Here is a 19,122-nt window from a genome sequence, read left to right on the forward strand (position 1 = left end):
GTTCAGGCCGCGACGGCCACCTTCCCGGGAGTCTCCCCCGCCTCGCCCGCCGCCGGGGCGGGGGCGGACCGCCGGTGCGCGTGGCCCTTGAGCAGGATCACCAGCGCGGCGCTCACCACCGTGCCGGCGAGGACCGCGACCAGGTAGAGCACCGGGTTGCCGATCAGCGGGACGACCCAGATCCCGCCGTGCGGCGCGCGCAGGGTGCACTCGAAGAGCATCGACAGGGCGCCGGTGACCGCGCCGCCCACCATCGCCGAGGGGATGACCCGCAGCGGGTCGGCGGCGGCGAAGGGGATGGCGCCCTCGGTGATGAAGGAGGCGCCGAGCACCCAGGCCGCCTTGCCGTTCTCCCGCTCGGCCCGGGTGAACAGCCTGCCGCGCACCACCGTGGCCAGGGCCATCGCCAGCGGGGGCACCATCCCGGCGGCCATCACGGCGGCCATGACCTTGAGGGAGCCCTCGTTGGGGTTGGTCAGGCCGCCGATGGCGAAGGCGTAGGCGACCTTGTTGAGCGGTCCGCCGAGGTCGAAGCACATCATGAGGCCGAGGATCACGCCCAGGACGACCGCGTTGGCGCCGGACAGGCCGGACAGCCAGTCGGTCAGGGCCTCCTGGAGCGCGGCGATGGGCTTGCCGATCACCAGGAACATCAGGAAGGCGACGACCGCCGACGAGACGAGGGGGATGACGACGACGGGCATGATGCCGCGCAGGGGGCCGGGCACCCTGATCCGCTGGACCGCCCTCACCACCCCGCCCGCGATCAGACCGGCGGCCAGGCCGCCGAGGAACCCGGCGTCGATGGTGAGCGCGACCGCGCCGCCGACGAAGCCGGGGACCAGTCCGGGGCGGTCGGCCATGCCGTACGCGATGTAGCCGGCGAGGACCGGGATCAGGAAGGCGAACGCCAGGGAGCCGGTCTGGAACAGCAGCGCGGCCCAGCTGTCGGCCTGCCCCCAGGCGAAGTGCTCGGCGACGGACGGGGCCTTGTCGACGGCGTACCCGCCGATGGCGAAGCCGAGGGCGATGAGGAGACCGCCGGCGGCCACGAACGGCACCATGTAACTGACGCCGGACATGAGCCACTTGCGGAGCCTGGTCCCGTAGCCCTCACCCGGTTCACCCGGGGCTCCGACGGGACCGGCCGGGGCGGCGGGGGCGGCCGGCGCGGTGACCTCACCGCGTGCGGCCTTGTCGCGGACCTGGGCGATCAGCGCCGCGGCCCGGTTGATGCCGGCCTTCACGCCGACGTCGACCGTGGGCTTCCCGGCGAACCGTTCCTTCTCCCGGACCGGGACGTCGTGCGCGAAGACCACGCCGTCGGCGGCCGCGATGACGGCGGGGTCGAGCCGGGTGAACCCGGCGGATCCCTGCGTCTCGACGGCGACCTCGACCCCCGCGTCCCGTCCGGCGTTCTCCAGGGCCTCGGCCGCCATGTAGGTATGCGCGATCCCGGTCGGGCACGACGTCACCGCCACGATCCGGAACGGCGCGGCCGGCTCCGGAGCGGCCGGGACCGGCTCCGGTACCGGCTCGGGGGTGGCCGGGGCGGCCGGGACCGGCTCCGGTACCGGCTCGGGGGTGGCCGGGGCGGCCTCGGCGGCCGGGTCGTCGCCCCGGATCAGGGCGGCGGCCCGGGCCGGGGCGGTCGTCGTGCGGAGGGCGGAGGTGAAGTCGGCGTCCATCAGCCGGCGGGCCAGCGAGGACAGGATCGTCAGATGGGCGTCGTCCGCGCCGGCAGGGGCGGCGATCAGGAAGATCAGGTCGGCCGGGCCGTCCGGGGCGCCGAAGTCGATGCCGGGGCCCGAGCGGCCGAAGGCGAGCGTGGGCTCCGTGACGTGCGCGCTGCGGCAGTGCGGGATGCCGATGCCGCCGTCCAGGCCGGTCGGCATCTGCGCCTCACGCGCGGCCACGTCCGCCAGGAACCCGTCCAGGTCGGTCACCCGGCCGAGCCGCACCATCCGCTCGGCGAGCGAACGGGCCGCCGCTTCCTTGGTGTCGGCGGCCAGGTCGAGGTCGACCAGGTCCGCGGTGATCAGGTCGCTCATCGCGGGCTCCCTTGCTCGCTCAGCTCTCGGTCGAGGGGTACGTCGGCGGTCACCGTGACCGCGGAGTGGTCCAGGTCGGACGGGCCCGGCATCTCGCTGCCCGGCAGCCGCACCGCGGCCGCGCCGTGCGCCACCGCCGCCGCCAGGGCGTCCGGGCCCTCACCACCCGCGGCGAGGAACCCCGCCAGGGACGCGTCGCCGGCGCCGACGTCGCTGCGCACGGCGTCGACGGCGGCGTACCCGTAGAAGGTGCCGTCCGCGCAGACCAGAAGCTGGCCGTCCGCGCCCAGGCTGGCGAGCACCGCCCCGGCGCCCGCGTCCCGCAGCTCCTCCGCCGCCTTGACCGCGTCGCCGACGGTGGCGAGGGGGCGGCCGACCGCTTCGGCGAGTTCCCCGGCGTTGGGCTTGATCACGTCGGGGCGGGCCCGCAGCCCGGCCACCAGCGACGGTCCGGAGGTGTCCAGGGCGATCCGCGAGCCGTACCCGTGCGCCCGGGTGACCAGGTCGGCGTACCACTCGGGGCCGAGGCCGGGCGGGAGGCTGCCGCAGCAGGCGACCCAGTCGGCGGCGGGCGCGTGGGCGCCGACCGCCGACAGGATCGCCTCCGACTCGCCCGGGGTAAGCCGGGGGCCCGGGGCGTTGATCTTGGTGAGGGTGCCGTCCGGTTCGGCGATCGCGATGTTGGACCGGGTGTGGCCCTTCAGCGGGACGGGCGCCACCTCGATGCCCTCGCCGGCCAGCAGCTCGGCCACCAGGGCACCGGGCGTGCCGCCCAGCGGCACCACGGCGACGGTACGGTGCCCGGCCGCGGCGACGGCGCGGGAGACGTTGACGCCCTTGCCGCCGGGGTCCACGCGTTCCCGGGTGGCGCGCAGCACGTCGCCGCGCTCCAGGGCCGGGACCTCGTAGGTCCGGTCCAGGGACGGGTTGGGGGTGACGGTGAGGATCATGCGCGTACGACTTCCGTTCCGGCCGCCTCGATGGCGGCCGCTTGCTCGGGAGCGAGGCCGGTGTCCGTGATGAGCAGGTCCACGTCGGTGAGGTCGCCGAAGCGGGCGAAGTGCTCCTCGCCGTGCTTGGCCGAGTCGGCGAGCAGCACCACGCGCCGGGCGGCGCCGATCATGGCGCGCTTCACGGCCGCCTCGGCGAGGTCGGGGGTGGTGAGCCCGGACGCGGCCGAGAAGCCGTTGGCGCCGAGGAGGAGGACGTCGGCCCGGATCTCTCCGTAGGCCCGCAGCGCCCATGCGTCGACGGCGGCGCGGGTGCGGTGCCGGACGCGCCCGCCCACCAGGTGGAGCGCGATGCCGGGGTGGTCGGCGAGCCGGAAGGCGGCCGGCAGGGCGTGGGTGACGACGGTGAGCGAGCACTCGGGCGGCAGCCCGGCCGCCACCCGGGCCACGGTGGACCCGGCGTCCAGGATGACGCTGCCCTCCTCGGGCAGCCCGGCGAGGGCGGCGCGCGCGATGCGGTCCTTCTCGTCGGACGCGGTGGACTCGCGCTCGGCGAGGTCGGGTTCGAAGTCCAGCCGCCCGGCGGGGATGGCCCCGCCGTGCACCCGGCGGACGAGGCCGGCCCGGTCCAGCGCCTTGAGGTCCCGGCGGACCGTCTCGGCGGTGACCTGGAACCGCTCGGCGAGGGAGAGCACGTCGACCCGGCCGCCCTCACGGGCGAGGCGCAGGATGAGCTGCTGGCGCTCCGGTGCGTACATGTGGGTTTGCGTCCGATCCATGCCCGAGTTTGTGGTTTCACCAGCAGGCTACGACCGGATCCGCAGGAAGTAAACACGGTCGGGCAACGCAATCGGGCAAACGGAAGGCCCGGCTCCAGGGATCTTCCGATCCCCGGAGCCGGGCCTACAGGCCGCCGGGCCGTCCCGACGCGCGGGACCGCCCGGCCGCCGGGGCCGCCGGGCCGTCCCGCGCGGGTGCCTCAGTGCGTGGGGGCCGGCTCCGCCTCCGTGGCGGCCGCCGCCTCGCCCTCCAGGTGCTGCGCGGGACGCCCGGGCAGCGCGAACATCACGGCGAAGATCAGCCCGAGCACCGCCACGACCCACCACAGCGCGCCCCGGAAGGCGTCCGCGAAGGCGGCACCGACCTCACCGGGCGCGAGACGCTCCTCGTCGATGACCCCGAAGAAGACCACCGACACGAGGCCGAGGCCCAGCGCCGTGCCCATCTGCCCGGTCGTGTTGATCAGCCCCGACGCCGAACCGGCGTGCTCGCGCGGCACGTCCGACAGCACGGCGTCCGTCAGCGGCGCCACGATCAGGCCCATGCCCGCGCCCATCACGATCAGCGGGGCGGCCATCTGCCAGGGCTCGATGCCGGTCCCGTACCGCCCGGCCTCCCAGATGTAGCCGAGCACACCGGCGGCCATCGTCAGCGCGCCCGCCTGGAGCACCTTCCGCCCGAAGCGCGGCACCAGCTTCTGCACGGACATCCCGGCCGCGGCGGACACGGCGATCGAGAACGGCACACCGGTCAGACCGGCCTTCAGCGGGCTCCAGCCCAGCCCTATCTGCATGTACAGCGTCCAGACCAGGAAGAAGATGCCCATCACGACGCCGAAGGTGAGCTGCACCGCGATGCCGGCCGCGAAGCTCTTCACCCGGAACAGCGACAGCTCCACCAGCGGCGAACCGTCCTTGCGCGTCTTGTACCGCTCGTACGCCACGAACACGGCGAACACCGCCAGGCTGCCCACCATGCACACATGGCCCCACAGCGGCCAGCCCAGCTCACGCCCGCGCGTCAGCGGGTAGATCAGCATCAGCAGCGCCAGGGTGACCAGCGCGACGCCGACCAGGTCCAGCCGCATCGCACGGTCGGCGCGGGACTCGGTGATGAACTTCCGGCCCAGGATCAGTCCGGCGATGCCGACCGGCAGGTTGATGAGGAAGATCGGCCGCCACTCCAGCCCGAACAGGTTCCACTGGGTCAGCAGCGCGCCCAGCAGCGGACCGGAGACGGCCCCGAGCCCCACGATCGCCCCGAACATCCCGAACACCTTGCCGCGCTCGTGCGCCGGGAACGTGACATGGATGATCGCCAGCACCTGCGGCACCATCAGCGCGGCCATCGCGCCCTGCAACAGCCGCGAGGCGACCAGCATCTCGGGGTTGGCGGCGAGACCGCAGAGGGCGGAGGCGACGGTGAACCCGGCGATGCCGACCAGGAAGAGCCGCTTGCGGCCGTGGATGTCGCCGAGGCGCCCGCCGGTGATGAGCCCGGCGGCGAAGGCCAGCGCGTACCCGGCGGTGACCCACTGGATGGCGCCGAACGACGCCGACAGGTCGCGCTCGATGCTGGGAATGGCGATGTTGACGATGGTGACGTCGACGAGGTCCATGAACGCGGCCGTCATCACGACGGCCAGCGCCAGCCAGCGCCGCCGGTCGGCCTTGGCGGCGGCCGCGGTCACGGGGTCCGCGGTCACGGCGTCCGCGGACGGGTCCGTCGGTACGGCTGTGGTCTGTGGGGAGGAGGAAGGCATGCCGGAAAACTAATCGTCATATAGGTCAGGTCATGTCCTACTGGGCGCGCATCCTGGGATGCATGACGGACACCCCGGCACGACTCCTCACCCTGCTGTCCCTCCTCCAGACCCCGCGCGAATGGCCCGGCAGCGAGCTGGCCGAACGCCTCGGCGTCAGTCCCCGAACGATCCGCCGCGACGTCGACCGGCTGCGCGACCTGGGCTATCCGGTCGAGGCGACCCGGGGCGCCATCGGCGGGTACCGGCTGGTCGCCGGGGCCGCCATGCCGCCGCTGCTGCTGGACGACGAGGAGGCGGTGGCCATCGCCGTCGGCCTGCGCGCCGGGGCCGGTCACGCCATCGAGGGCGTCGAGGAGGCGGCCGTACGGGCGCTGGCCAAGCTGGAGCAGGTGCTCCCGTCGCGGCTGCGGCACCGGGTCGCCACCCTCCAGAACGCGACGATCCCGCTGACGCGCGGGGACGGCGCCACCGTCGCGCCCTCCACGCTGACCACGCTCGCGGCGGCCGTCACCGGCCATGAGCGCGTGCGGTTCGGCTACCGGGCGGGCGACGGAACGGAGACCAAGCGGCAGGTGGAGCCGTACCGTCTGGTGTCGACGGGCCACCGCTGGTACCTGGTGGCGTACGACCTGGGGCGCGAGGACTGGCGGACGTTCCGCGTCGACCGGGTCGACGAGCCGTTCGCGACGGGCGCCCGGTTCACCCCGCGCGAGCTGCCCGCGGAGAACGCGGCGGAGCTGCTGTCGCACTCGGCGTCGGGGACGCAGGCGGAGCACGAGGTCGACATCAGTTTCGAGGCCCCCGCAGAGTTCGTCACCGCCCGGCTGCCCGCGCACCTCGCCCCCACGCCCACGGGCCCCCGCACCTGCCGGCTGCGCGCCCGGTCGGCGGACTCCGTGGAGTGGCTGGCCCTGCGCGTCGCCGTCGTGGACTGCGCGTTCACCGTCCACGGCCCGCGGGCGCTGGTGGCGTACGTCTCCGACCTCGGCGCCCGACTCAGCCGCGCGGTGGCCTGAGGGCGGCCGCGGTCACGGTCACGGTCACGGTCGCGGCCGCGGTCACGGTCGCGGTCACGGTCGCGGCCGCGGTCACGGTCGCGGTCACGGTCACGGTCCCGGGGCGAACGGCCGGCGGCCCCCGGAAGTCCGGGGGCCGCGCCGTCGTGGCCGTCTTGGCGGGTCAGGCCGCCGCGTCGAAGCCCGTGTCGCGGGCCATGCGCTTCAGTTCCAGCAGCGCGTGCTTCTCGATCTGGCGGATCCGCTCCCGCGTCAGGCCGTGCTCCTTGCCGACCTCGGTCAGCGTCCGCTCGCGCCCGTCCTCGATGCCGTACCGCATCCGGATGATCGACGCCGTACGGTTGTCGAGCTTGCCGATCAGGTCGTCCAGTTCCTCACTGCGCAGCAGCGTCAGCACCGACTGCTCCGGCGACACCGCCGAGGTGTCCTCCAGGAGGTCGCCGAACTGGGTCTCGCCGGCGTCGTCCACCGACATGTTCAGCGAGACCGGGTCGCGCGCCCAGTCCAGGACGTCGATGACCCGCTCCGGGTTGGAGCCGAGCTCGGCCGCCACCTCCGAAGGCTCCGGGTCGCGGCCGTGCTCGCGGTTGAACTCCCGCTGCACGCGCCGGATGCGGCCCAGCTCCTCCACCAGGTGGACGGGGAGGCGGATCGTGCGCGACTGGTCGGCGATCGACCGGGTGATGGCCTGCCGGATCCACCACGTCGCGTACGTCGAGAACTTGAAGCCCTTGGTGTAGTCGAACTTCTCCACCGCCCGCACCAGGCCCGCGTTGCCCTCCTGGATGAGGTCGAGGAGCGGCAGCCCGCTGCGCGGGTAACGGCGGGCGACGGCCACCACGAGACGCAGGTTCGACCGGATGAACACGTCCTTGGCACGCTCGCCCTCGGCGACCAGGCGCTCCAGCTCCTCGCGGGACGCGCCCGCGGCGGCGCCGTCCGCCTGCGGCTCCGTCTCGCCGTCCAGGATCTGCTGGGCGTACACGCCCGCCTCGATGGTCTGGGACAGCTCGACCTCCTTGGCGGCGTCGAGCAGGGGCGTGCGCGCGATCTCGTCGAGGTACATGCCGACCAGGTCGCGGTCGGCGATCTCCCCGCCCACGGCGCGAACGCTGCGTGCCCGGTCGGTGGTCTCACGTGCGGCGGACTGACGACGGGCGACGGCACGGGTTGCCATGCGAGCTCCCTTGCTGAGTAGGTCGCGACACCCTCCCGGGTGCCCTGCATCCGACGGAAACAACGACTGGAATCCGGACAGAATTCCCATGACGTCCCTCGATTTCCGCGATCTTGCAGTATCCTGTGCGGCCACCGAGGGCAGGGCGTATGTCTCACGACATCGCAGAGGTGCAGGTCAGCCCGGGCGGGGAGGGGGATCTGGCAGCCCTCACGGACCTCTGCCACCACTGCGTCCGTGAGACGGCCATCACATTCGACACCGCTCCCTTCACTCCCGGCGAGCGGCGCCCCTGGCTTCACTCCCACCCTGAAGACGGCCCTCACCGCCTGCTGGTTGCCCATGACGTCCGGGTTGCCGGAACCGTCCCCGGTTACGCCACCTCAAGCCCGTTCCCGGCCGAAGGCCGCGTACTCCGGCCCGCCCGGCCGAACCGCCCCGGCCGCCCCGGCCCTGCCCCCTTCCGCCCCGGCCCGCCTAGCCGAACTGCACGGACCGCTTCGCCAGCCCCATCCAGAAGCCGTCGATGACACTGCGCCCGCCGCTCAGGTCGCCGGCCGCGTCGGCGGCGCCCAGCGTGACGAACAGGGGCGCGAAGTGCTCGGTACGGGGATGGGCGAGCGCCCCGGCCGGTGAGGCGTGCGCGAAGTCCAGCAGCGCGTCCACGTCGCCGGCCTCCAGCGCCCGCCGCCCCCAGTCGTCGAACTCCGCCGACCAGCCGGGGACGCCCCGGTGGCGCAGCGCGGCCAGGTTGTGGGTGAAGAACCCGCTCCCGACGATGAGGACGCCCTCGTCGCGCAGCGGCGCCAGCTTGCGGCCGATGTCCATGAGCCGGACGGGGTCGAGGGTGGGCAGGGACATCTGGAGGACGGGCACGTCGGCGTCCGGGTACATCTCGACGAGCGGCACGTACGCCCCGTGGTCCAGTCCCCGGTCGGGGAGGTCCTGCACGGGTGTGCCGGGGGCGTCCAGCAGCTTGCGGACGGCGGCGGCGAGCGCGGGCGCCCCGGGAGCCGCGTACCGCACCCCGTAGTAGTGCTCGGGGAAGCCCCAGAAGTCGTACACCAGCGGCGCGGGTGCGGTGGCGCCGAGGGCCAGCGGGGCCTCCTCCCAGTGGGCGGAGACCATCAGGATCGCGGACGGCCGGGGCAGCCGGGCGGACCAGGCGGCGAGCTGGCCGGGCCATACGGGGTCGTCGGCGAGCGGCGGCGCGCCGTGGGAGAGGTACAGGGCCGGCATCCGCCCCGCCCCACGCGGTACGGATTCCTCGTGGGCGGTGGGGGTCATGGCGGCGCCTCCTGACGGGCTGCGTGCTGCTTCCATCCTACTTACTTGAAAGTTAAAGCAGGCCGATGATCGAGCGTACCGATCCTTTGTTCAACTTTCAAGAAGCCGTAGAGTGGGATACATGGACACGGCAACCAACGGCGGCAACGAGGGGCCGCGCTGGCTCAGCGACGACGAGCAGCGCGTCTGGCGGGCGTACCTGCACGCGACCACGCTCCTGGAGGACCACCTCGACCGGCAGCTCCAGCGCGACGCCGGGATGCCCCACGTCTACTACGGGCTGATGGTCCAGCTCGCCCAGGCCCCGCGCCGCCGCATGCGGATGACCGAGCTGGCCAAGGACGCCAAGATCACCCGCTCCCGGCTGTCCCACGCGGTGTCGAGGCTGGAGAAGAACGGCTGGGTACGCCGCGAGGACTGCCCCTCCGACAAGCGCGGCCAGAACGCGTACCTCACGGACGAGGGGTACGAGGTGCTGAGGCGGAGCGCCCCCGGCCATGTCTCCGCCGTACGCCAGGCGATGTTCGACCGGCTCACCCCGGAGCAGGTCGGCCAGCTCGGCGAGATCATGCGCGTCATGGCCGAGGGCCTCCAGCCGACCTGCCCGGACGCCGACCTGCCCTGGCTGCGCTAGAAAACGTCTCGCCGATCATGCCGGCTCGCGGCGCCCGCTCCCTGACCCGGCCCGATCGACACGACCCCCAGGGGGTGTCAGGTCGTCAGCAGCACCCCCGCGTACGACGCCGCCGCGACGAGCACCCAGGCCGTCAGGCCCAGCACCGCGACCCGCGCCCCGGTCCGCGACAGCGTCGGCAGGTGCACCGCGCTCCCCAGGCCGAACAGGGCGGCGGCCAGCAGCAGTTCCTGGGCCGTCCCGGCCGCCTCCAGGGCCGCCCCGGGCAGCCACCCGGTGGTGCGCAGCGCCACCATCGCCAGGAACCCGGCGACGAACAGCGGCACCAGCGGCGGCCGCCGCCCTCCCGGCGCGGTACGGCCACGGCGCCGTGCCGCCACCACCATGGCCGCCACCAGCGGGGCCAGCAGCGCGACCCGCATGAGCTTGACCAGCACCGCCTCGCCCAGCGCGGCCGGGCCGGCCGTCTGCGCGGCGGCGACCACCTGGCCCACGTCGTGCACGCCCGCCCCCACCCACCGCCCGAACTGCGCGTCGCTCAGCCCCAACGGGCCGTGCAGCAGCGGCAGTACGGCGATGGCGAGCGTGCCGCACAAGGTGACCAGGGCGACCGAGGTGGCGGCGTCCTCCTCGTCGCTGTCCCGCACCGCGCCGACCGCCCCGATCGCCGACGCGCCGCAGATCGCGTAGCCGGTGGCGATGAGCACCGGCCGGTCGCCCGGCAGGCCCAGCCGGCGCCCGAGCCACCAGGTACCGCCGAAGGTGGCGGCCACGACGGCCAGCACCATGGCGACGGTCCGCCAGCCCAGGCCCATCACGTCCGACAGGCTCAGCTTCAGCCCCAGCAGCACCACGCCGACGCGCATCAGGCGCTTGGCCGCCAGCGTCAGGCCGGGCCGGCAGCCGCCCCGGACGCGGTCGCGCAGCCACGGCGTGTGCGCGGCGGCGACCCCGAGGACCACGGCCGCGGTGAGCGGGGGGACGGCCGGTACGGCGAGGTGCGCCAGCCAGGCCGCGCCGACCCCGCCGGCGGCCAGCAGCAGTCCGGGCACGGGTCCGGGGCCCGGCCGCGCCCCCGTGCTCCCGGTGGCGGCGGGGCGGACGCGTGGGCCGACGAGCGTCATCAGCGGTCCGCGGGCAGGCGGTAGACGCGCCGGACGCTGGTGCCCAGGCGCGTGATGTCGGCGCCGTAGACGTGCAGCGACAGGGCGGTGCGGTCACCGCCGTTGCGTACGGCGTGGATGTCGCCGGGCGGGGCGAAGGCGGCGACCGCGCCCGGTCCGTTCACCACGTCCTCGGTGGCGAGCAGCCGGGCGGACGCGCCGTCGGGGACGAGCTGGTAGCGCCGTTCGTGCTCCTCGCCCCGGTGGACGCCGGTCGCGCACCACGCGACGTGGTCGTGGATGGGTGTGCCCTGTCCGGGCAGCCAGACGAGGGCCACCACGGAGAAGCCGCCGTCCGGTTCGGCGTGCAGGACGTGCTGGCGGTAGTGCGCGGGGTCGGGCTCGCACTGCGCCGGGGTGAGCAGGTCGGACGCGCCGAGGTGCGGGGCGAGGCGTTCCGCCACGAGCCGGGCGGTCGGTTCGGGCGGGAGACCGCGGTCCACGGTCTCCCGGATCCCGGCGACGAGGGTGCGAAGGCGTTCGGTGGTCGGGCCGGCAGCGGCAACGGGGGTCGTCGTCATGGCCGCAGCGTCCGCCTGGCGCACGCAGGGCGTCCAAGGAGGGTTCTTTGCCCCGTACCCAAGGAACGCTTATGGGTGGGGGCGGGTGGTTCAGCAGCCGACCTTGGACTCCGCCACGGCGGCGATCTCGTCGAGCATGAGGGCCGTCGCGGGGATCCTGAGGTGGTCGCGGAGGACGTAGGCGTAGACCTGGCGACGTGTGTGCGGCTCGACGACCCGTCCGGTGACCTTGTCGTGGCAGAGGAAGGACAGCACCAGCGCCGGGACCATGGCGATGCCCACCCCGGCCGCCACCAGGCTCTGCATCACCAGGTTGTCGTCCGTGGTGCAGGCGATGTCGGGGCTGAAGCCCGCCTCGGCGCACGCGTGCAGGAAGTTGGCGTTGCAGCGCGCGCAGCCGGCGATCCACCGCTCGTGCGCCAGATCGGCCAGGTGCACCGCCTTGCGGCGGGCGAGCGGGTGCCCGGTGGGCAGGAGCACCGTCAGCGGGTCCTCCAGCAGCTTGAACTCGTCCAGCTCGTCGGGGACGTCGACCCGCAGGCCCGGGTAGCTGAAGGCCAGGGTGATGTCGCACTCCCCCCGGGCGGCCATCCGCAGCGACGCGGGCGGTTCGCTCTCCACCAGTTCGACCCGTATCCCCGGGTGCGCGGCCGCCATACGGGCCATCGCCTCCGGCAGGATCGTCGCCCCGGCGCTGGGGAAGGCGCACACCCGCACCCGGCCGGAGCGCAGCCGCGCTATGGCGTCGATCTGCTCCTGGGCGGCGGCCAGGCTGTCGAGGATCGTCCCGGTGTGCCGGGTCAGGGCCTCCCCCGCCTCGGTGAGCCGGAGGCCGCGTCCCACCCGGGTGAACAGCGGGGTGCCGACGTCCCGTTCGAGCGCCTTCATCTGCTGGCTGACGGCCGGCTGGGTGTACCCGAGGGAGCGGGCGGCCGCCGTATAGGAACCGGTCCTGACCACTTCATGGAAGGTCTTGATGTACCGGGAGTCGAACACAGCCGCAAGCATAAGCAGAAATTGGGGTACGAAAAGAGGCGCTCCCCGCCAATCCTGCGGCGGGGAACGCCTCTTGACGGCGAACCGTCAGTGCGCGACCACCGGGACCAGCAGTTCGTCCTCGACCTCGCCGCCGCCGGCGGCGGTCTGCGAACCGGAGCCCGGCCGGCCGGTGTTGATGAAGGTCACCGCGATCGTCGCGGACACCAGCAGGATGCCGACCGCCCACCAGATGGCGGCGGAGTAGCCCTCCACCATGCCCTGGAGCTGGAGCAGCTTCTGCGCCTGCGGGGTGGTCGCGGCGGCCGCGTGGTCGGTGAGGTACGCGGTGGTCGCCGACGCGGCGATGGTGTTGAGCAGCGCCGTACCGATCGCGCCGCCGACCTGCTGCGAGGTGTTCACCATCGCGGAGGCGACGCCCGCGTCCCGGGCCTCGACGCCGTGCGTCGCCAGCGACATGGCCGGCATGAAGGCCGTACCCATGCCGAGGCCGAGCAGGAGCTGCGCGGGCAGGATCAGGCCGGCGTACGACGAGCCGACCTCGAGCTGGGTGAGCAGCAGCATGCCGGTCGCGGCCGCCAGGAAGCCGGGGCCCATCAGCAGCCGGGGCGCCACGCGGGTCATCAGCCGGGCACCGATCTGCGTGGAGCCCGTGATCATGCCGGCGATCATCGGCAGGAAGGCGAAACCGGTCTTGACCGGCGAGAAGCCCTTGACGACCTGGAGGTAGTACGTGAGGAAGAGGAACAGGCCGAACATCGCGATGATGGCGAGCCCCAGGGACAGGTAGACACCGCCCCGGTTGCGCTCGGTGATCACGCGCAGCGGCAGCAGCGGCGACTTCACCTTCGACTCGACGGCGAGGAAGGCGGCGAGCAGCACGACGGAGGCGACGAACATGCCGATGGTGCCCGTGTCGGACCAGCCCTCCGACTCGGCGCGGGTGAAGCCGTACACCAGCGAGACCAGGCCCAGGGTGGACAGGACGACGCCCGGGATGTCGAGCGGCGAGCGGTTGCGGCCGCCGGCCGGCTCGCGGATCACGAAGTAGGCGCCCGCGGCGGCGACGACGGCGAAGGGGATGTTGACGAAGAACGTCCAGCGCCAGTCGAGGTACTCCGTGAGGACACCGCCGAGGATCAGGCCGACGGCGCCACCGCCACCGGCGATCGCCCCGTAGATGCCGAACGCCTTGGCGCGCTCCTTGCCGTCGGTGAACATCACCGCCAGCAGGGACAGCGCGGCGGGCGCCAGCAGCGCGCCGAAGGCACCCTGGAGGGCGCGCGAGCCGAGCAGCATCGCCTCGCCGCCGGCCGCGCCACCCAGCGCGGAGGCGGCGGCGAAGCCCAGCAGGCCGACGACGAAGGTGCGCTTACGGCCCCACAGGTCGGCGATGCGGCCGCCGAACAGCAGCAGACCGCCGAAGGCGAGGGCGTACGCGGTGATGACCCACTGCCGGTTGCCGTCCGAGATCCCCAGGTCCACCTGGGCGGAGGGCAGCGCGATGTTCACGATCGTCGCGTCGAGCACGACCATGAGCTGGGCCAGGGCTATGAAGACCAGCGCCTTCCAGCGGCTGGGATCGGGACCGGGCCCGGATCTGAGGTCGGCGGGAGCGGGAGCGGACGGGGTTTTCGGCATGGGAACAGCCACCTAAGCACTCGGGACGGCGAGGAGAGGGAACGGGCGAGGAACGACGTGAAGGAAGGGGGTGAAGGAAGGGGGTGAAGGGGGCCGGCGGCCGCGAGCGGCTCAGGGCTCGCGGCGGAGGTCCTCCAGGGTCGCGGGCGAGCCGGGCAGCTCGGAGCGGGCGGGCGCCTCCAGGCCGTCCAGGAAGAGCTGGAGGTGGCGGTGCACGAACCGGTCGAAGCTCGGGCACGCGGAGCCCGGCAGTGGCCGGGTGAGCTGGGACAGACCGATCAGCAAATCGCCGACGGCGACGTCGGTCCGCAGCCGGCCGGCCGCCTGCGCCCGGTCGAAGAGCCGCTGTACGGCCTCCTCCAGGCGCCCGCGTTCGGCGAGCAGCTCGGGGTGGTCCCGGTCGAAGGCGCCGGAGAGCATCGGGCACAGGGCGCCGATCCGCTCGTCGGCGGCGGCGTGCGTGAAGCGGCGCAGCGCCTCGAAGGGGTCGGCCTCCTCGGCGTCCGCCTCCAGGGCCCGCTCGGTGGTGCGGGACATGACGGACAGGACCACCTCGTGGACCAGCGTGCCCCGGTCGGGGAAGTGCCGGTACAGCGTGGCGTTGCCGATGCCGGCCCGGCGGGCGACCTCGTCGAAGGGCACGTCGGGCCCGAACTCGACGAACATCTCGCGGGCCGCCGTCACGATCCGCTCCCGGTTGCGCTGGGCGTCCGCCCGGGGGCGGCCGGCGCGGGACGCGGGGCGGGTGGCGGTGTCGGCGGTGCTCGTCACGGTCACTCCCTTTCTCGGAACGCAAGCGGGGAGTAGTTCCCCGCTTGTCGCGACACAGGGGTAAACGGGGATGCCGTCCCCGCTTACTCCCGTTCCGGCTGTGACCTGCGCCACTCACACCCCCGCTCCCGCGCCCACTCCCGTTCCCGGCGGGTAACCCACGATCGGCCGCACCCGGCGGGCGCCCTCCCGCCGCGCGGCAGAGGCTGATCGGACGGAGAGCAGTCCGGGCCCGGCCGGCTGCCGCGGACCGAAGGCGATCAGCACGCATGCAGCAGACCCGCCGGCGGATACGCAGACCGGTCGCACTGGGCGCGGCCGCCACCACCCTGGCCATGGCCGGCCTCGCCACGGCGAGCTCGACCCTGCCGGACCCGACCCGCGCCTCGGCCGGGCCCGCCGCCGCCCGGTCCGCCGCCGACGCACCGGGGCTCGCACCGTGCCGGATCAGCACCGCCCTGGGGGTCCAGCTCTCGGAGGGCATACCCACGGGCCCGGTGTACGCCCGATCCACGGGCGAGATCCGGGCCCTGACCCTGATGGTCGACTTCCCCGACGCCCCCGGCGAGGGCCCGGCCATGAGCCGGTTCGCCGAGTTCTTCCCGCAGACCACCGACTGGTTCCGCGTCAGCTCCTACGGCCGGCTGCGCTACCGCCCCGAAGCCCCGCTGCCGGACTGGCTGCGGATGCCGATGCCCTTCGACTCGTACGGCATCGAGCGCGGCTCACCGTACGAACCCGGCTACCGGCAGCTCGTCCAGGACATCGTCACGGCCGCCGACCCGAAGGTCGACTTCGCCGACTACGACCTGGTCAACATCCTGGTCACGCCGAACGCGGGCCCGTCCGCCCTGGACACCGTCCTGTCCGTCACCTTCTCCGGCAACAGCGAGGCCCCGCACGCGGACGGGACGCCGCTCGCCAACACGTCCTTCGTCTACAGCCGCCAGGACGACGGCTCCGGCACGTACCACGAGACGGGCTTCCGGGTCCTCCCCCACGAGAACGGCCACGTCTTCGGCCTGCCCGACCTGTACACGACCGAGGGCGGCGGCGCGGTGGGGCACTGGGACATCATGTCCGAGGACTGGGGGGCCAACAACGACCTGCTGGCCTGGCACAAGTGGAAGCTCGGCTGGCTCGACGACGGCCAGGTCCGCTGCGCCTCCGCGTCCGGCAGCCGCGAGTACACGCTCACCCCGCTGGCCACCAAGGGCGGCCCGAAACTGGCCTTCGTCCCGCTGACCCCGGAGTCCGGGTACGCGGTGGAGGTCCGCACCCGGGAGGGCAACGACGAGGCGGTGTGCGAGCCGGGGGTGCTGGTCTACCACGTCCAGGCGGACGTCGACACCGGACACGGTCCGGTCACCGTCGTCGACAGCGACCGCGAGAGCGGCGGCTGCACGCGCCGCCCGAACGTGCACGCGGAACTGTCGGACGCCCCGTACCGCCCCGGCGAGTCCTTCACTGACCGCGAGAGCGGCGTGCGCATCACGGTGCTGTCCGAAGACCCCGGAACGGGCACCTACCGCATCCGCGTCACCCGCGCCTGAGCCCGGCCCCGGGCCGGCCGGTGCCCGCGGGCGGGCGCGTGAAGACCCGCCCCGGCGGTCGCGGCCCCCGCGCGTGAAGACCCGTGCAGTCCCGCGCAGTCCGGCACGGCCCCGCGCAGTCCCGCACCGGCCCGCACGGCCCCGCACAGGCCGCCCGCACGGCCACGCACAGGCCCCCGGCCGCCAGGCGCCTTCCTAGGACGCCGCCCGCACCCGCGCCTCGACGGCCGGGCGGAGGTCGCGCTTGAGCACCTTGCCGGTGGCGTTCCGGGGCAGCGGGCCGTCCTGGACGAGGACGTGGGCCGGCACCTTGAACGCGGCCAGGCTCCGCGCGACGTGCGCCCGCAGCTCCTCCGCACCGGCCGCCGCGCCCTCCCGGAGCCGTACGACGGCCGCGACCTCCTCGCCCAGTTGCGGGTGCGGGACGCCGAGGACGGCCGCGTCCAGCACGTCGGGGTGGTCGTACAGCGCCGCCTCGACCTCCCCGCAGTACACGTTCTCGCCGCCCCGGATCACCATGTCCTTCAGCCGGTCGACGACGCTGACCCGCCCGTCGTGCACGGTGGCCAGGTCACCGGTGCGGAACCAGCCGTCGGAGGTGAACGCGGCGGCCGTCGCCTCCGGGTCCTCCCAGTACCCGCGCACCAGGGACTGGCCGCGCAGCCACAGCTCGCCGACCTCGCCCTCGGGCAGCGCCCGCCCGTCCGGGGCGGCGATCCGCACCTCGGTGACCGGGGTGGGCCGCCCCACGCTGCCGGGGAAGCGCCGGTAGGACGCGCCGAACGCGGCCAGCACGCCTCCGCAGGTCTCGGTCAGCCCGTACCCGTTCCGGGGCTCGACGCCCCGGGGGCAGCGGGCGACGATCCCGGGCGGGGCGGCGGCACCGCCGGTGTTGAGGTGGGCCAGCGACCCGAGGCCGCCGTCCCCGGCCGCGTCCAGCAACTGGAGCGCGGTGGTGGGCACGCCCGCGTAGTGCGTGACGCCGTGCCGGTGGATCAGCTCCAGGGCCTTGGCGGCGTCCCACCTGTGCATCAGCACGAGCGTGCCGCCCGCCGCCATCACCGCGTAGAAGGAGGTGAAGGCGGCGACGTGGAAGAACGGGAAGGTGGTCAGCGACACCGGCGCGGGGCCCTGCCCGGGGATCTCCCCGCGCTCCAGCGCGGCCGCGGCGGCGTGGAAGCGGGGGTTCGCCGCGGCCCCGGCCTGCGCCAGGTGCGTGGCGACGGCCCCCTTGGGCCGGCCGGTGGTGCCGGACGTGTAGACGATGGTGGCGTCGTCCTCGGGCCGGACCTCGACGTCCGGCGGGCCGAGCGCCGGATCGGCGGCGGGCAGGTCCTCGTACCGCTCGAAGCCCTCCTCGGCCTCCCCGTGGAAGACCAGCGCCGCCACCCGGTGGCGCCGCGCCCAGTCCCGTACGCGCTCCACCCGCTCCCCGTCCACCAGCAGCACGCGCGGCCGGCAGTCGTCGAGGGCGTAGGTGAACTCGTCCTCGGTCCACCAGGCGTTGAGCGGTACGGCGACGAGCCCCGCGAGCTGGGCGGCCCAGAAGGCGACCTGCCACTCGGGATGGTTCCGCATCGCGACGACGGCCCGGTCGCCGGGCCGCAGCCCGTAGACGTCGGTGAAGCGGCGGGCGAGGGCGCAGGCGGCCGCGAAGAACTCTCCGTAGGTGTAGGTCCGGCTGTCGGCGACGAGGAAGGGGCGCTCCCCGTACGCCCAGGTGACCTCGACGAACTCCCGCAGCGTGCGCGGTCCGTCGGCGTACACGCGCCGTCCGTCCTCGGTCGTCACGACCGCGAAGGGCGCCCCGGGCGCGGTGAGGCGCGCGCCGGGATCCGGGGCCGCGCCCCGGTCGGGGACCCGCCCGTCGGGGCCGGGCCCGGGTGCGGGCGCCGGGGAGCGGTGGGTGGACGGATCGGTGTGCGGCACGATCGCCTCTTCCTAAGCGCTTGCTCAGTCCTTCGGGCGACGCTATGCGCCCGGACCGCGCCCCGTCAAGGTCGTTGTAGTCACCACGTAATCCCGCCGCCCACCGGCACCCCCCTGAGCGCCGCCTAGGCCGCCGACACCGAGTGCGCGGGCGCGGGCGACGGGGCGAGGACGGGCCGTACGACCTGCCACATGCGCCCCAGCCACTCCTGCGCCGTCTCGCGCGGGGTGGGCAGCGCCTCGCCGAAGGCCATGTCGGCGCGCGTACGGGCCATCGTCTCGGCGCCCACGATCACGGACATGACGAGCGCCGCGGCGGAACGGGCGTCCGCGCCGGGCAGCGCCGTGCCGTCAGCCTCGGCCCGCCGGAGGGCCTGGAACAGGCTGCCGAGCCAGTTGACGTGGCAGTGCAGCGCCGGGTCCTCCGGAGTCTCCAGTTCACGGGCGAGCCGCACCCCGGCCCGGGTGACCACGTCGCTCTCCAGCAGCCCCACCAGGGTGTACGTCATGTCGACGACCGACTGGAAGGCCGGCCCGCGCCGCTCGGCGCACACCTGGAGCGCGGCGCCGGAGGTGGCGCACGCCTCGACCTGCACCGCACGGGCCAGATCGGACTTGGCGGCGAAGTGGAAGGACAACGCCCCCTTGGTGACCTGGGCATGATCGCTGATCACCGCCAAGGTGGCCCGTTCGTAACCGACTTGGTCGAACACCGCGGCGGCGGCCCTGATCAGATTCGCCCGGGTCCGTTCGGCCCTCTCCTGCTTCGCCACAACCCCACCCTTCTCACGGGCACGACGGTAGAAACCAACCTTTTGGTTTGTCAACGGCGCGCAAAAGCAGCGGGTGTTCACGTCGAGACCCGCCCGAGCGGTCAGTTTGCCACCC

General features: G+C 73.9%; 16 protein-coding genes. 3 read left to right on the plus strand and 13 right to left on the minus strand.

The genetic code is table 11. The features are described from left to right. Positions 1-2: 2 nt before the first annotated feature. From ACZ7LK_RS20900 to ACZ7LK_RS20915, 4 genes are all read right to left on the minus strand, one after another. Positions 3-2,051, minus strand: coding sequence for a PTS fructose transporter subunit IIABC (locus tag ACZ7LK_RS20900; RefSeq protein ID WP_471142524.1), 2,049 nt, complete (start codon positions 2,049-2,051; stop codon positions 3-5). After that, positions 2,048-3,001: a 1-phosphofructokinase gene (gene pfkB, locus ACZ7LK_RS20905; protein WP_392275128.1), complete on the minus strand. Its 954-nt coding sequence runs from the start codon at positions 2,999-3,001 to the stop codon at positions 2,048-2,050. The genes ACZ7LK_RS20900 and pfkB overlap by 4 nt, the downstream gene beginning before the upstream one ends. Further along, positions 2,998-3,759, minus strand: a complete 762-nt coding sequence (locus ACZ7LK_RS20910) for a DeoR/GlpR family DNA-binding transcription regulator (protein ID WP_392275312.1) — start codon at positions 3,757-3,759, stop codon at positions 2,998-3,000. The genes pfkB and ACZ7LK_RS20910 overlap by 4 nt, the downstream gene beginning before the upstream one ends. 221 nt (positions 3,760-3,980) lie before the next feature. Then, the gene (locus tag ACZ7LK_RS20915; RefSeq protein WP_471142527.1) at positions 3,981-5,543 is read right to left on the minus strand and encodes an MFS transporter; all 1,563 of its coding nucleotides are present in this window, start codon (positions 5,541-5,543) and stop codon (positions 3,981-3,983) included. 62 nt (positions 5,544-5,605) lie between these two features. Here ACZ7LK_RS20915 and ACZ7LK_RS20920 point away from each other — a divergent pair, with 62 nt between their 5' ends. Next, positions 5,606-6,562: a helix-turn-helix transcriptional regulator gene (locus ACZ7LK_RS20920; protein ID WP_392275126.1), complete on the plus strand. Its 957-nt coding sequence runs from the start codon at positions 5,606-5,608 to the stop codon at positions 6,560-6,562. 163 nt (positions 6,563-6,725) lie between these two features. Here the strand turns inward: ACZ7LK_RS20920 and ACZ7LK_RS20925 are convergent, their stop codons facing one another. Further along, positions 6,726-7,739: a sigma-70 family RNA polymerase sigma factor gene (locus tag ACZ7LK_RS20925; RefSeq protein WP_469461233.1), complete on the minus strand. Its 1,014-nt coding sequence runs from the start codon at positions 7,737-7,739 to the stop codon at positions 6,726-6,728. 477 nt (positions 7,740-8,216) lie between these two features. Continuing rightward, positions 8,217-9,026 (minus strand): dioxygenase family protein, encoded by an 810-nt coding sequence (locus ACZ7LK_RS20930; RefSeq protein WP_469461231.1) that lies wholly within the window; start codon positions 9,024-9,026, stop codon positions 8,217-8,219. 121 nt (positions 9,027-9,147) lie between these two features. On the opposite strand from ACZ7LK_RS20930, the gene ACZ7LK_RS20935 reads away from it, so the two are divergent. Further along, entirely contained in the window at positions 9,148-9,660 is a 513-nt protein-coding gene (locus ACZ7LK_RS20935; protein WP_471142532.1) for a MarR family winged helix-turn-helix transcriptional regulator, read from the plus strand. A gap of 77 nt (positions 9,661-9,737) precedes the next feature. Here the strand turns inward: ACZ7LK_RS20935 and ACZ7LK_RS20940 are convergent, their stop codons facing one another. The 5 genes from ACZ7LK_RS20940 to ACZ7LK_RS20960 form a co-directional block, all read right to left on the minus strand. Continuing rightward, positions 9,738-10,784: a YeiH family protein gene (locus tag ACZ7LK_RS20940; RefSeq protein ID WP_392275122.1), complete on the minus strand. Its 1,047-nt coding sequence runs from the start codon at positions 10,782-10,784 to the stop codon at positions 9,738-9,740. Continuing rightward, positions 10,784-11,344, minus strand: a complete 561-nt coding sequence (locus ACZ7LK_RS20945; RefSeq protein WP_392275121.1) for a cysteine dioxygenase family protein — start codon at positions 11,342-11,344, stop codon at positions 10,784-10,786. The genes ACZ7LK_RS20940 and ACZ7LK_RS20945 overlap by 1 nt, the downstream gene beginning before the upstream one ends. A 90-nt stretch (positions 11,345-11,434) precedes the next feature. Further along, positions 11,435-12,340 carry a LysR family transcriptional regulator gene (locus tag ACZ7LK_RS20950; RefSeq protein WP_392275120.1) on the minus strand — a complete coding sequence of 302 codons (906 nt, stop codon included), beginning with the start codon at positions 12,338-12,340 and terminating at the stop codon, positions 11,435-11,437. A gap of 87 nt (positions 12,341-12,427) precedes the next feature. After that, the gene (locus ACZ7LK_RS20955) at positions 12,428-13,981 is read right to left on the minus strand and encodes an MFS transporter (protein WP_471142537.1); all 1,554 of its coding nucleotides are present in this window, start codon (positions 13,979-13,981) and stop codon (positions 12,428-12,430) included. 111 nt (positions 13,982-14,092) lie between these two features. Continuing rightward, positions 14,093-14,752, minus strand: a complete 660-nt coding sequence (locus tag ACZ7LK_RS20960; protein ID WP_392275118.1) for a TetR/AcrR family transcriptional regulator — start codon at positions 14,750-14,752, stop codon at positions 14,093-14,095. A gap of 269 nt (positions 14,753-15,021) precedes the next feature. Here ACZ7LK_RS20960 and ACZ7LK_RS20965 point away from each other — a divergent pair, with 269 nt between their 5' ends. Beyond that, a complete protein-coding gene (locus ACZ7LK_RS20965; protein ID WP_469461224.1) occupies positions 15,022-16,305 on the plus strand; it encodes a M6 family metalloprotease domain-containing protein in 1,284 nt (427 codons plus the stop codon). A gap of 195 nt (positions 16,306-16,500) precedes the next feature. Here the strand turns inward: ACZ7LK_RS20965 and ACZ7LK_RS20970 are convergent, their stop codons facing one another. Both ACZ7LK_RS20970 and ACZ7LK_RS20975 read right to left on the minus strand, forming a co-directional pair. Further along, complete coding sequence (locus ACZ7LK_RS20970) at positions 16,501-18,234, minus strand: class I adenylate-forming enzyme family protein (protein ID WP_392275116.1); 1,734 nt, start codon at positions 18,232-18,234, stop codon at positions 16,501-16,503. A 125-nt stretch (positions 18,235-18,359) separates the two neighbouring features. Continuing rightward, positions 18,360-19,007, minus strand: coding sequence for a ScbR family autoregulator-binding transcription factor (locus ACZ7LK_RS20975; RefSeq protein ID WP_392275115.1), 648 nt, complete (start codon positions 19,005-19,007; stop codon positions 18,360-18,362). Positions 19,008-19,122 lie beyond the last annotated feature (115 nt).

This window comes from Streptomyces sp. NPDC039423 (assembly GCF_055598725.1).